The organism is Streptomyces sp. UW30 (genome assembly GCF_008042075.1).
GTDB lineage: Bacteria > Actinomycetota > Actinomycetes > Streptomycetales > Streptomycetaceae > Streptomyces.
Window position 1 is genome coordinate 67084 of record NZ_RDBN01000005.1, and the last position, 12908, is coordinate 79991.

The 12908-nt window shown below is 70.8% G+C and carries 12 protein-coding genes and 1 pseudogene; 8 read left to right on the forward strand and 5 right to left on the reverse strand.

Features of this window, described 5'->3' with window-relative positions; translation table 11 throughout:
* Positions 1-373: 373 nt before the first annotated feature.
* Together EAO75_RS01895 and EAO75_RS01900 are read right to left on the reverse strand one after the other, a co-directional pair.
* Positions 374-1411: a hypothetical protein gene (locus EAO75_RS01895; protein ID WP_410092165.1), complete on the reverse strand. Its 1038-nt coding sequence runs from the start codon at positions 1409-1411 to the stop codon at positions 374-376.
* Positions 1395-1997 (reverse strand): RNA polymerase sigma factor, encoded by a 603-nt coding sequence (locus EAO75_RS01900; RefSeq protein ID WP_187284268.1) that lies wholly within the window; start codon positions 1995-1997, stop codon positions 1395-1397. The genes EAO75_RS01895 and EAO75_RS01900 overlap by 17 nt, the downstream gene beginning before the upstream one ends.
* An 89-nt stretch (positions 1998-2086) precedes the next feature.
* On the opposite strand from EAO75_RS01900, the gene trpS reads away from it, so the two are divergent.
* Together trpS and EAO75_RS01910 are read left to right on the forward strand one after the other, a co-directional pair.
* A complete protein-coding gene (trpS, locus tag EAO75_RS01905) occupies positions 2087-3100 on the forward strand; it encodes a tryptophan--tRNA ligase (protein ID WP_147993269.1) in 1014 nt (337 codons plus the stop codon).
* 181 nt (positions 3101-3281) lie between these two features.
* On the forward strand, positions 3282-3860 hold the full coding sequence (locus EAO75_RS01910; RefSeq protein WP_147993270.1) for a 2'-5' RNA ligase family protein: 579 nt from the start codon (positions 3282-3284) through the stop codon (positions 3858-3860).
* A 149-nt stretch (positions 3861-4009) separates the two neighbouring features.
* Here the strand turns inward: EAO75_RS01910 and EAO75_RS01915 are convergent, their stop codons facing one another.
* Together EAO75_RS01915 and EAO75_RS01920 are read right to left on the reverse strand one after the other, a co-directional pair.
* A complete protein-coding gene (locus EAO75_RS01915; protein WP_147993271.1) occupies positions 4010-4765 on the reverse strand; it encodes a decaprenylphospho-beta-D-erythro-pentofuranosid-2-ulose 2-reductase in 756 nt (251 codons plus the stop codon).
* Between the two features lie 82 nt (positions 4766-4847).
* Positions 4848-6209, reverse strand: a complete 1362-nt coding sequence (locus EAO75_RS01920) for an FAD-binding oxidoreductase (protein ID WP_147993272.1) — start codon at positions 6207-6209, stop codon at positions 4848-4850.
* Positions 6210-6406: 197 nt separating this feature from the next.
* On the opposite strand from EAO75_RS01920, the pseudogene EAO75_RS46960 reads away from it, so the two are divergent.
* Positions 6407-6590 (forward strand): annotated as a pseudogene (locus EAO75_RS46960) (GtrA family protein); the annotation flags it as partial.
* On the forward strand, positions 6578-7630 hold the full coding sequence (locus EAO75_RS01930; RefSeq protein ID WP_147993273.1) for a YihY/virulence factor BrkB family protein: 1053 nt from the start codon (positions 6578-6580) through the stop codon (positions 7628-7630). The pseudogene EAO75_RS46960 and the gene EAO75_RS01930, both read left to right, overlap by 13 nt.
* Here the strand turns inward: EAO75_RS01930 and EAO75_RS01935 are convergent.
* On the reverse strand, positions 7578-8864 hold the full coding sequence (locus EAO75_RS01935) for a D-alanyl-D-alanine carboxypeptidase family protein (RefSeq protein ID WP_261989114.1): 1287 nt from the start codon (positions 8862-8864) through the stop codon (positions 7578-7580). The two genes, EAO75_RS01930 and EAO75_RS01935, sit on opposite strands and share 53 nt — an antisense overlap.
* Before the next feature lie 91 nt (positions 8865-8955).
* Between EAO75_RS01935 and EAO75_RS01940 the strand changes: the two genes are divergently transcribed.
* From EAO75_RS01940 to EAO75_RS01955, 4 genes are all read left to right on the forward strand, one after another.
* Entirely contained in the window at positions 8956-9195 is a 240-nt protein-coding gene (locus EAO75_RS01940; protein ID WP_147993275.1) for an SCO4848 family membrane protein, read from the forward strand.
* Between the two features lie 57 nt (positions 9196-9252).
* Positions 9253-10605 (forward strand): metallophosphoesterase, encoded by a 1353-nt coding sequence (locus tag EAO75_RS01945; protein ID WP_147993276.1) that lies wholly within the window; start codon positions 9253-9255, stop codon positions 10603-10605.
* Between the two features lie 210 nt (positions 10606-10815).
* Positions 10816-12372 carry an ABC transporter substrate-binding protein gene (locus tag EAO75_RS01950; RefSeq protein WP_147993277.1) on the forward strand — a complete coding sequence of 519 codons (1557 nt, stop codon included), beginning with the start codon at positions 10816-10818 and terminating at the stop codon, positions 12370-12372.
* A gap of 95 nt (positions 12373-12467) precedes the next feature.
* Positions 12468-12875, forward strand: coding sequence for an ATP-binding protein (locus EAO75_RS01955; RefSeq protein ID WP_147993278.1), 408 nt, complete (start codon positions 12468-12470; stop codon positions 12873-12875).
* The last annotated feature ends 33 nt before the right edge of the window (positions 12876-12908 follow it).

Here is a 12908-nt window from a genome sequence, read left to right on the forward strand (position 1 = left end):
CCCCGCCGGCCGGCCCACCAGCCGCGTCCGCGCGAGCACCGGCCCGAGCAGCCGGTCTCCTGTCCCCCCAGCCGGTCTTCCAGGCGACCGACCCCATGTCCGCGTCCGCACATCCGAACCCCCAACCCGAAGCAATCCCCGTGCGGCCCGTCCCCGAGCCGCTTGTCACTTCTGGTACACCGCCCGACCCGCCTGGGTTCCCACCCCGAACCGACTATTTCGGGACCACGCTGCTTGGCCCACGCTGCCTGGACGACGAATCCGGCCCGCGAATCCGGCCCGCGAATCCGGACAGCGAACCCGGACAGCGAACCCGGCCCGCGAATCCAGCCCACGAATCCGGACCTGAATCGCCGGTCCGCTGTTTCCAGGGCTACTTCGACGCCGCCTCGGACGCCCTCTCCACCGACCGCGCAATCGCGAGGGCCCGCTCCTTCGACGCCACCCCTTCCAGCCGCAGCGCCACGCTCTCGCCCTCGGTGTTGTGGGTCCACAGCAACGTCGGACCGGCCGTCCGCTCCTCGCGGGTGAAGTGCTCCCCGCTCGCGTCCACCAGCCAGAAGGTCAGCAGATGCGGCCGGGCGAACCACAGGGCCGTGTCGGCCGCCGTGCTGTTCGAGGCGTCGGGGGCCAGCGAGATCCACTCCGGCGGTTCGCGCACCGACTTGGCGAAGCCGACGTCCAGGCTCGCCAGGCGCTCGTCGAGTCGTATCGTGCGCCCGTCCTCGCGCCAGCACAGGCTCATCAGGAACCGTCCCCGAGGCTCGTCCGTCACCGCAACCGCGTCCGGCACGCCGAGTTCCTTCGGCACCAGCGGCTCGAAGCCGGCCCGGCGCTCGGCCTGGGCGAGTGACACCGAGCGGCCGCAGCCGGGGACCTCGGCGCCGGGGGAGGGGACCGCCGACGGGTCGTACCGCACCTCGACCCCGGCGAAGCCGAACCAGTCGAAGACCGCCGCCCGCACCGGGGGCGTGAGCACCAGCACCGTCAGCAGGCCGCACAGCGCCGCGGTCAGCGAACGCCGGCGGACCCGCGCCCAGCGCCGCACCGCCCGCAGCCGCTGCGCCGCACGCGGCGGCTCGGCCACCGGCACGGGCATCTGCTCGGCGAGTATCTGCCCCAGCACCCGCTCGACCATCGTCTCGGCGCCGTCCGCCGCATCCCGCGCGTCCAGGGAACGCCCGAGCGCCCGCAGCTCCTCCGGCAGGCGTGCCGCCGCCTCTCCACGCCGACCGCCGTCACCGGAGCCCCTGCCAACGGCACCCCGGCCGCTCCGACCGGCGCTTTCGCCGCCCCCGGCGCCCTCACGACCGTACGCACGCCCATGCCCGTGCGCACGCCGTCCCCCGCTCTCGTACGCCCCTTCGCCGTCATCGTCGTAAGGCTTCCGTCCGTCACCCATGCTCATCACCCCCTTCCCGAGGCTGAAAATCCGGCAGTAGCCGCCCCAGCTTGCGCAGTGCGCGGTTCAGCCGGGATTTCACCGTGCCCCGGGGCCAGCCCAGGGCCTGGGCCGTCTCGGACTCGTCCATCTCCAGGAGATAGCGGTAGGTGACGACCAGGCGATGCTCCTCGCTCAGCTTCTCCAGGGCGGCCTGGAGCGCCGCACGGCGCTCTATCTCCAGGGCGGCGACCGCGGGATCCGCCGATTCCGGTATCAGGGGCTCCGCCTCCGCGAACGCCGCCTCGCGCCCGGCGAGCGTGCGCTGGCGGGCTGCCGTACGCACTGTGTTCCTCGTCTCATTGGCCACGATCGCCAGCAGCCACGGCTTGAACGCCGCGCCGTCCTTGAAGCGGCCCAGCGAGCAGTACGCCTTGACGAAGGCCTGCTGCACCACGTCCTCCGCGTCCGCACCGGCCCCGAGCGCGGCGGCCGCCCTGAGCGCGATGCCCGTATGTGCCCGCACCAGCTGCGCATACGCCTCCGGCTCTCCGGCGCGTACGCGTGCGATCACCGCGGCCTCATCGACGATGCGGCCCCCCTCCCGCGTCCTCACACCTTTGTTACACCGCCGGGCACGGATCGGTTCCCATCTGTTTCCGACCAGTTCCGGACCGGCCTCCGGGACCTGAGAGAATGGGGGACATGGCTTCTGACCGACCCCGCGTGCTCTCCGGAATCCAGCCCACCGCAGGCTCGTTCCACCTCGGCAACTACCTCGGCGCCGTCCGCCAGTGGGTGGCGCTGCAGGAGACCCACGACGCGTTCTACATGGTCGTCGACCTGCACGCGATCACGGTCCCGCAGGACCCGGCCGAGCTGCGCGCCAACACCCGGCTCGCCGCCGCCCAGCTCCTTGCGGCCGGCCTCGACCCCGAGCGCTGCACGCTCTTCGTCCAGAGCCACGTCCCCGAGCACGCCCAGCTCGCCTGGATCATGAACTGCCTCACCGGCTTCGGCGAGGCCTCCCGCATGACCCAGTTCAAGGACAAGTCCGCAAAGCAGGGCGCGGACCGGGCGTCGGTCGGCCTGTTCACGTACCCGGTGCTCCAGGTCGCGGACATCCTGCTGTACCAGGCCAACGAGGTCCCGGTCGGCGAGGACCAGCGCCAGCACATCGAGCTCACCCGCGATCTCGCCGAGCGCTTCAACGGCCGTTTCGGCCAGACCTTCACCGTCCCGAAGCCGTACATCCTCAAGGAGACGGCGAAGATCTATGACCTTCAGGACCCGTCGATCAAGATGAGCAAGTCGGCGTCCACGCCGAAGGGCCTCATTAACCTCCTCGACGACCCCAAGGCCACCGCCAAGAAGGTCAAGAGCGCGGTCACCGACACCGACACCGTCATCCGCTACGACGCCGAGAACAAGCCGGGCGTCAGCAACCTGCTCACCATCTACTCGACCCTCACGGGGACGGGAATCGCGGATCTGGAGCAGAAGTACGACGGCAAGGGCTACGGTGCGCTCAAGACGGACCTCGCCGAGGTCATGGTCGAGTTCGTGACGCCCTTCCGGGAGCGGACCCAGCAGTATCTGGACGACCCGGAGACGCTGGACTCGATCCTGGCCAAGGGTGCGGAGAAGGCGCGGGCCGTCGCCGCGGAGACGCTCTCCCAGGCGTACGACAAGGTGGGCTTCCTGCCCGCCAAGCACTGAGCCCGCACCACGGCACACGGCCGGAACACGGCCGTACCACCGCACAGCGCTGCACATCACTACGGTTGCGCCTGCCCGCAGCACAGTCGTGGCCGTACAGTCGATAGCCGGGTGGCCGCGCAGGCGGCCACTCACGCTCACCAACAGGGCGCGAGCTCACCGAGAGACGACAGGAGACGACGTGGGGACCGTAACGATCGGCGTGTCGATCGCGGTCCCGGAGCCTCACGGCAGCCTGCTCCAGGAGCGGCGCGCGGGCTTCGGCGACGCCGCGGCTCACGGCATCCCCACGCACGTCACGCTGCTGCCGCCGACAGAGGTCGACTCCTCGCTGCTGCCCGCGATCGAGGCGCACCTCGTCGAGGTCGCGGGCGCCGGGCGTCCCTTCCCGATGCGGCTGTCCGGCACCGGCACCTTCCGGCCCCTGTCGCCGGTGGTCTTCGTCCAGGTCGTCGAGGGCGCCGAGGCCTGCACCTGGCTGCAGAAGCAGGTCCGCGACGCCTCCGGGCCCGTCGCACGCGAACTGCAGTTCCCGTACCACCCTCATGTCACGGTCGCCCACGGCATCGACGAGGAGTCGATGGACCGCGCCTTCGAGGAACTCGCCGACTACGAGGCCCACTGGCCCTGCGCCGGCTTCGCCCTCTACGAGCAGGGCGCCGACGGCGTGTGGCGCAAGCTGCGGGACTTCGCCTTCGGGAGCGCCGTGGTGCCGCCGCAGGCGGGGCATGTGGAGCGCGGGTCGATCCCGGCGGGGTAGCTCCGCAGGGTGCGCCGGGACGGGTGGGTGCGACTTAATGTCGTTGTTCGGCCTCGGCGCCGTCGTGGCTGGTCGCGCAGCTCCCCGCGCCCCTTTGGGGCGCCTCCGACGCGGGCGCTCAGACAGCGCTCAGACAGCTCGGACAGCGCTCAGATCGGCAGCCGGCGGAACAGGCCCCTCGGCACATGCCGCAGCGCCGACATCACCACCCTGAGTGTGCCCGGCACCCACACCGTCTCCGAGCGGCGGCGCAGGCCCACCTCGATCGCCGTCGCGACCGCCTCCGGGGTGGTCGCCAGGGGAGTCTCCTCCACGTCCGCGGTCATCTTCGAGCGCACGAATCCGGGGCGTACGACCATGACGTGGACGCCTGTGCCGTGCAGGGCGTCGCCCAGACCCTGGGTGAAGGTGTCGAGGCCGGCCTTGCTGGAGCCGTAGATGAAGTTGGCGCGGCGGGCCCGTTCGCCGGCGACGGAGGACAGGACGACGAGCGAGCCGTGGCCCTGGGACTGGAGCGCGCCCGCGCTGACCAGGGCCGCCGACACGGCGCCCGTGTAGTTGGTCTGCGCCACCCGCACCGCGTTCAGCGGCTGGCGCTCGTCGCGCGCCTGGMCGCCGAGGATCCCGAAGGCGAGCAGCACCATGTCGATGTCGCCCTCCGCGAAGACCTTGCCGAGCACCGTCTCGTGGGACTCGGGATCGAGCGCGTCGAAGGCCACCGTGCGCACCTCGGCGCCCAGGGCGCGCAGATCGGCCGCCGACTGATCCAGGGCCGGTGACGGGCGTCCCGCCAGCCACACCGTGCGGGTACGGCGCGCGATCAGGCGGCGTGCGGTGGCCAGCGCGATCTCGGACGTACCGCCGAGGACGAGCAGGGACTGGGGGAGGCCGAAGGCGTCCTTCACGACAGCTCCTAGAGGTCTGAGGGGCCGGGGAGGCTTGATGGGGGCGGGAGTTCGGAGGGTTCGAGGGATCCGATGCCGGGGGCTACAGGGCGAGGCGGCGGGCCAGGTCCGAGACGAACACCCCGCGCGGGTCGACCTCGGCGCGCAGCGCGCGGAACTCGTCCAGGCGCGGGTACATCGCGGCGAGCAGTTCGGGCCGCAGCCGGGAGTCCTTGGCGAGGTAGACCCGCCCTCCCGCCGCGGCCACGTCCTCGTCCAGCGCGTCCAGGAGCGCGCCGAGCCCGGGCAGGTACGCCGGGATGTCCAGGGCCAGCGTCCAGCCGGGCACAGGGAAGGAGAGCCAGCCGGGGTCGGCGTCGCCGAAGCGCTTGAGGACGGCCAGGAAGGACGGGCAGCGGTGCGCCGAGACGCGCCGCACGATCCGGCGCAGTGTCTCCTCCTGGCCGTGCCCGACGACGAACTGGTACTGCACGAGGCCGCCCCGGCCGTAGACCCGGTTCCAGTGCGGCATGCCGTCCAGCGGATGGAAGAAGCGGGCGAGCCTCTGGAGTTCGCCGGTACGCGCGCGTGGCGCCCTGCGGTACCAGAGTTCGTTGAACCAGCCCACGGTGCGGCGGCTCAGCAGGCCCTCCGGGAGGAGAGCGGGCGGGGCGGGCAGGCGGCCGGGGCGGAAGGCGAGCGGCTCCCTACGCGCGCGCGTGCCCTCGCGCAGCGCCTCCAGGGGAGCGTGGTCGCCACGGGTGAGCACCGCGCGCCCCGTCGCCGCGCCGCTCGCCAGCAGGTCGATCCACGCGACCGAGTAGCGGTAGTGGCCGTCGGTGGCGGACAGGCGGGCCAGCAGGTCGTCGAGGTCCCGCGCGCGCTCGGTGTCGACCGACATCAGCGAGGTCACCACGGGCTGGAGCTGGATCGTCGCGGTGAGGATCACGCCGGTCAGGCCCATGCCGCCGGTGGTCGCGTCGAACAGGGGCGTGCCGCGGCCGACGGTGCGGATCTCGCCGTCGGCGGTGAGGAGTTCCAGCGACAGGACGTGGCGCGAGAAGGAGCCCGAGACGTGGTGGTTCCTGCCGTGGATGTCGGCCCCGATCGCGCCGCCGACCGTCACATAGCGGGTGCCGGGCGTCACCGGTACGAACCAGCCCAGCGGGAGCAGTACCTCCATCAGCCGGTGCAGGGAGACCCCGGCGTCGCACAGCACGATGCCGCTGTCGGCGTCGATCGCGTGAACGCGGTCCAGGCCGGTCATGTCAAGGACCGTGCCCCCGGCGTTCTGCGCCGCGTCCCCGTACGCCCGCCCCAGGCCCCTCGGGATGCCTCCGCGGGTCCCGCAGCCCCGGACCGCCGTCACGGCCTCCTCGTACGTCCTGGGGCGGATCAGACGGGCGGTGGTGGGGGCGGTGCGGCCCCATCCCGAGACGGAGACGGAGACGGTGTCGGCAGGCATGTCGGCGACCGTAGCGCCCGTATGCGGGCGATCAGTCCTGAAACATTCCTCCCCTCCGCAAAATGGGTGATTAATGGGATGTCGCCCAATATGGTCGTAGTTCTCGCTCTGTCGGCGCTGGTTCCTGATCACGACCGGGTTCGGGGCGCTGTTCATGGTGTCGGCGGCCATGTACGGCTTGGCGGTGGCCAATTGCTAGGCACCCCCGCAGGGGCCTCCTGCGCCCCCACGCCGGCTTCCGCGTGGTGAACGTCGCCGGAGCGAGCGGTCGTACAGCTGCTCTGCCCGATCGGCATGATGCTGGCTACGATCCTGCGGTTTTGGGGCACTCGGACATTGGTCTGCCGAGCGGAGGGCAGAGTCGGATCATGGACTGGCTGAAAAAACTCCCCGTCGTCGGGTCCGCGATGACCTGGCTGATGGCCACGCACGCGTGGCGGTCGTACGAGCGCATGGACCGGGTGAAGTGGACACGGCTGGCCGCCGCGATGACCTTCACCAGCTTCATCGCGCTGTTCCCGCTGCTCACCCTGGCCGCGGCCATCGCCGCCGCGACGCTCAGCCAGGAGCAGCAGAACAAACTAGAGGACAAGATCGCCGACCAGGTGCCCGGCATCGCCGACCAGCTCAACATCGGCGGCCTGGTCCAGAACGCCGGCACGGTCGGACTCATCGCGGGCGCCCTTCTGCTGGTCACCGGCATCGGCTGGGTCACCTCCATGCGCGAGTGCCTGCGCGCGGTGTGGGAGCTGCCCGACCCGGAGGAGAACGCCATCCTGCGCAAGGCCAAGGACGCGGGCGTCCTGGTCGGCTTCGGCGGCGCCGTGCTCGTGACGATCGCGGCCTCCACCGTCGCCTCCGCCCTGGTCGGCTGGATCACCCGGCAGATGGGCATCGACGAGGACGGCTGGGGCGGGATCCTGTTGCAGATCGCCGCGTTCCTGGTCGCCGTACTCGCGAACTTCCTGCTGCTGCTCTACGTCCTGACCCTGCTGCCCGGCGTCGAACCGCCGCGACGTCGGCTGGTCGTGGCGGCACTGATCGGCGCGATCGGGTTCGAACTGCTGAAGCTGCTGCTCAGCGGCTATATGCAGGGCGTGGCCACGAAGAGCATGTACGGCGCGTTCGGCGTGCCGGTCGCCCTGCTCCTATGGATCAACTTCACCGCGAAACTGGTGGTGTTCTGCGCCGCGTGGACGGCGACGAGCGGCAAGGAGGCAGAACTCGCCGACGAGTCCGAGGACTCGCAGGCCGACTCGGAGGCCGACTCGGAGGACTCGGCGGAGGCTTCCGAGGATGCGGCGGACGTGTCCGACGGCTCGGCGGCCGAGTCCGAGGGCTCAGCCGCCGAATCAGAGGAGCCCGGCGTCAGGAACGGCCCCGGCGGCGCACCAGGTCGGGCAGCGGCCAGCGGCGGTTGATCAGGAACGCGCCCGCCGCGAGCAGCACCAGCGCTCCGCCGGTGATCCCGAGCGCCACCCCGATGCCGGTCGAACCGCTCGCGGCCGAGGCGCCCACCGCCGACTTCGGGGACTTCTCGCCGTCCCCGGCGCCACCGGCCTGCCCGGAGTCGTTCGCACCCGGCTGTGCGCTGGCCTGCGCCGCGCCCCTGGGCGGCACCAGCTCACCCACCGGCTGGACCTTCCCGGCCGCCTGGAAACCCCAGTCGAAGAGCCGCGCGGTCTCCTTGTAGACCTCGTTGTGCTCGCTCTTCTCCGGGTTCATGACCGTGACGAGCAGCACCTTGCCGTTCCGCTCCGCCACGCCCGTGAAGGTGGCTCCCGCGTTCGTCGTGTTGCCGTTCTTGACGCCCGCGATGCCCTGGTACACCGGGATGTCGCTGTCGCCGGCCAGCAGCCGGTTGGTGTTCTGGATCTCGAAGGACTCGCGGACGGACTTGCCCTTCTTGTTCTTCGTCGTCTGGCCCGGGAACTTGGCGGTGACCGTCGAGCAGTACTCGCGGAAGTCCTTCTTCTGGAGCCCGGAGCGGGCGATCAGGGTCAGGTCGTACGCCGAGGAGACCTGGCGCGGAGCGTCGTAGCCGTCGGGGGAGACCGCGTACGTGTCGAGGGCCTGGAGCTCCTCGGCGTGCTCGTTCATCTCCTTCACGGTCTTGGCGATTCCGCCGTTCATCTTCGACAGCACGTGCACGGCGTCGTTGCCGGAGCGAAGGAAGACGCCGAGCCACAGGTCGTGGACGCTGTAGGTCTCGCCCTCCTTTATCCCGACCATGCTGGAGCCGGACCCGATGTCCGCCAGGTCGGACGGGACGACCTTGCGCTCGACGCTCCTCGGGAACTTCGGCAGCACCGTGTCGGCGAACAGCATCTTCATGGTGCTCGCGGGCGGGAGCCGCCAGTGCGCGTTGTGCGCGGCGAGCACCTCACCGGACTCGGCGTCGGCGATGACCCAGGAGCGGGCGGTCAGGTCCTTGGGCAGCACGGGGACACCGCTCGCGAGGTTCGCCTGGGTACCGGCCTGCCCCAGCCGCTCGCCGCCCACGGTCGACATGTTCGCCGGGGGAGTGGCCGACGGGCTCGTACTCGGTGACGGCTTGGGGGCCGCGTGGGAGACGGGCGCGGTCAGCGCGAGGGACGACACGACGGCGGAAGTGACCAGCAGGGCTCGCCTGGAGGTCTTCTTGGGTGCGGGCACGACGGAGAACGTACATGCCGTTGCCATGGAAGTCCCGCTTCTGTCCCCACCCCGCTCGGAGGGCCGGACAGGCGCCGTTGATACTGAACTCATGAAGCTCAGCCGCCCGGTCTCCTGGTTCCTGCTCGCCTTCGGGGTGTGGAGCTGGATCATCTGGGTCACTTTCGTCAAGAATCTGATCAAGGACAGCAGCGGGCTCGCGTTCGACGACGGTCACCCGACGGCGTACTTCTGGGTGCACCTGATGCTCGCCGTCGTCTCCTTCGTATTGGGGACGGTCGTCGGAGTGATTGGGTTGCGCTCAGTGCGCGCACTGCGCCGGATGTCATAGGAACTCGGCCAAGGCCCGGGACGTTCACTCGTCACGCAAGGGAAAGGGAACGTCCGCGTGGTCATCGTCTTCGCGCTCGTCGCGCTGCTCGTGCTGTCCGTCCTGGTGGCGGGCAACTGGTGGGTGTGGCGTCGGCTGTTCCGCGACACGACCCGCGCTCCCGGGTTCGTGCGCCGCGCGGGCGCGGTGGTGATCGCCGGCGGCTGGGCGCTGATGATCGGCGCCCTGGTCGCCGAGCGCACGGGCGCGCCCTTCTGGCTCCAGCAGGTCCTGGCCTGGCCGGGCTTCCTGTGGCTGGCCCTGGCGCTGTATCTGTTCCTGGCGGTTCTCGCCGGTGAGGTCGTACGGCCACTGCTGCGACGGTGGGTCGAACGACGCGATGGCGACCAGGAGGCCGTACGGGAGCCGGATCGCGAGCCGGTGCCGGCCGGAGTGACCACGGCCACGTCCCCCGCCACCGACTCGGCGTCGGCGACCGACCTCCCCTCGGACCCGCCGCCTTCGGCTCCGGGCTCCACGCCTCCATCTCGGGGCTCCGTGACCCCGGCCCCGGGCTCCCCGACCCCACCCGGCTCCCTGGCCACCCCCACCCGSCGCCTCTTCGTCTCCCGCGTCATCGCCGGTGCCGCCGCCGCGGCCGCCGTGGGGACCGTCGGCTACGGCACCTACGACGTGCTGCGGGGCCCGAAAGTCAAGCGGGTCACCGTCCCGCTGGCCAAGCTCCCGCGCGCGGCGCACGGTTACCGGATCGCGGTCGTCAGCGACATCCATCTGGGCCCGATCCTGGGCCGGGGCTTCGCGCAGAAGGTCGTCGACACCATCAACGCCACCCAGCCCGACCTCATCGCGGTCGTAGGCGATCTGGTCGACGGCAGTGTGAAGGACCTCGGCCCGGCGGCGGCCCCGCTCGCCGGGCTCCGGGCGAGACATGGCGCCTTCTTCGTCACCGGCAACCACGAGTACTTCTCGGGCGCCGAGCAGTGGGTCGACGAGGTGCGCCGCCTGGGCCTTCGCCCGCTGGAGAACGCCCGCACCGAACTGCCTCACTTCGACCTGGCCGGTGTCAACGACGTGGCGGGCGAGAGCGAGGGCCAGGGCCCCGACTTCGCCAAGGCCCTCGGCGACCGCGACAAGGCACGCGCGTGCGTGCTCCTCGCCCATCAGCCGGTCCAGATCCACGACGCCGTCGACCACGGCGTCGACCTCCAGCTCTCCGGCCACACCCACGGCGGCCAGCTGTGGCCCGGCAACCTCGTCGCGAACCTGGCGAACCCCACCCTGGCCGGTCTGGAGCGGTACGGCGACACCCAGCTGTACGTCAGCCGGGGCGCCGGCGCCTGGGGCCCGCCCACGCGTGTGGGCGCCGAGTCGGACATCACGGTGATCGAGCTGGCGTCCCGTCAGGCCTGACGCCGCCGGGCGGCCGGACCACCACCCTCACTCTGTGAACGGCCTGTGAAACCTGCCGGAAACACCCGTAGGTAAGTTCTTTCTCATGTCGTCAGAATCCTCTTCCCCCTGATGAAATCCGTGTGATTAGGTGTGCGCGCCGCTTAGGGGAGTGGCGCATTCCAAAGCTCATGCGGGGGCCCGTTCAGGGCCTGGGGAGAGGGCACACCCATGCGTTCGATTCGCATGCGGATTCTCGCGACGCTGCTCGTGCTGGCGGCCGTGGGAGTGGGCGGCTGGCAGCTGTTGCCGTCGCAGCAGGACGACAACCGGACCATCACGGTCGGCACGACGGACGCCGTGACATCGCTCGACCCGGCCGGCGCCTATGACGCCGGTTCCTGGGCGCTGTTCAGCAACGTTTTCCAGACGCTGCTGACCTTCGAGCCGGGCGGCGTGACACCCGTGCCCGACGCGGCCCAGAGCTGCGGCTTCGAAGGCACCGGTCTGAGCACCTACCGCTGCGAGCTGCGCGAGGGACTCACCTTCCCGAGCGGGCGCGCCATGACGGCGGAGGATGTGAAGTACTCCTTCGACCGGGTCAAGCGGATCAAGTCGGACGTCGGCCCGTCCAGCCTGCTGGACACCCTCGGCTCGGTCACCGCGAACGGCCGTAAGGTCACCTTCCATCTGTCGTCGCCCGACGCCACGTTCCCGCTCAAGGTGGCCACCGGGGCAGGCGCGATCGTGGACCGCGAGAAGTACCCGGCCAAGGCTCTGCGCTCGGACAACGCTGTCGACGGTACCGGCCCGTACACCCTGACCGGTTACGCGAAGGACGAGCATGCCGTCCTCGCCCCCAACGCGCAGTACAAGGGCGCCCTCGGCGGCACCGGCCGCCCCGTCGAACTGCGCTACTACGGCGACGGGGACGCCCTGGACAAGGCGTGGAAGGACAAGCAGGTCGACGTCGCCACCCGGACGCTGCCGCCCGAGGTCCTCGCCGGCCTGAACGCCTCCGACCCGGGCCAGCGTGTCTCCGAGGCCGACAGCTCCGAGATCCGCAACCTCTACTTCAACACCCGCAAGGGTTCGCCCCTGCACGACGTCCGGGTCCGGCAGGCCATGGCCTGGCTGGTGGACCGCGACCGGCTCGCCGCGACCGTGTACAAGGGAACCGTCGACCCGCTGTACTCGCTGATCCCGACCGGCATCACCGGCCACACCACGTCGTTCTTCGACACCTACCCGAAGCTGAACGCCGCCAAGGCGCGCGTCCTGCTCGGCGAGGCCGGCGTCAGTCTGCCCGTCCGCTTCACCTACGGCTATGCGACCGGCCGCGGCTCCGGAGCCGAGGAGGCCGCGGAGATCAAGCGGCAGCTGGAGGCGAGCGGCCTGTTCAAGGTGACGCTCAAGGGCTACGAGTGGACCGCCTTCCAGAAGCAGTGGGCGAGCGGCAAACTCGACGCGTACGCCGTCGGCTGGGTCGCCGACTTCCCGGACCCGGACACCTACGGGGGCCCGCTCGTCGGCACGAACGGCACCATGAACACCGGGTACAGCGAAAAGGCCGTGGACCAGCTGATCACGGCCAGCCAGCAGTACGCCGACCGCAGCGAGGCCACGAAGGACTTCCGCTCCCTCCAGGCGGCCGTCGCCCGCGACGTCCCGGTGATCCCGCTCTGGCAGGCCAAGGAGTACGTCGTCTCCAGTGAGGAGGTCGGCGGCGGCCAGTACCTGTCCGACGGCACCGGTGTCTTCCGCCTCTGGCGTCTCACCTGGATCTGACGCGATCTCGCTGCCTTGACATCACCCAGGTGATGCCGGGGGACCCCGCGGCACCGCACCATGTGAGGGAGGTGTGCGTGGGGTGAGGAGCAAACGTGTTGAGACGCAACGCCTTCCGGCTGCCCCGGCATCCGGCGTCCGTCGGTCTCGCGCGGCGCCGGGTCCGGGACCACCTGGCCGACTGGGGGCACGCGCCACGGGATCCGGCGCTTCAGGACGCGGTGCTGCTCGTCTCCGAGCTGGCCACCAACGTCGTACGCCACGGCCTTCCGCTGGAGCGCGAGTTCGAGGTCGCCGTCACCGCGCTCGCCGACGGCTCCTGTCTGATCGAGGTGTCCGACGAGGGCCAACTGGAGCCACAGCTGCGGGTGGTGGGGGAGTGGGAGGAGACCGGCCGCGGCCTGCACCTGGTGGAGAACCTGGCCGCCGCCTGGGGGGTGTGGAGCCGGGGACGCCACGGAAAGACGGTGTGGGCGCTCGTACTCGCCCGCGCCGGACCATGACGGACCGCATGCCGCCGGTCCATGACAGACCGA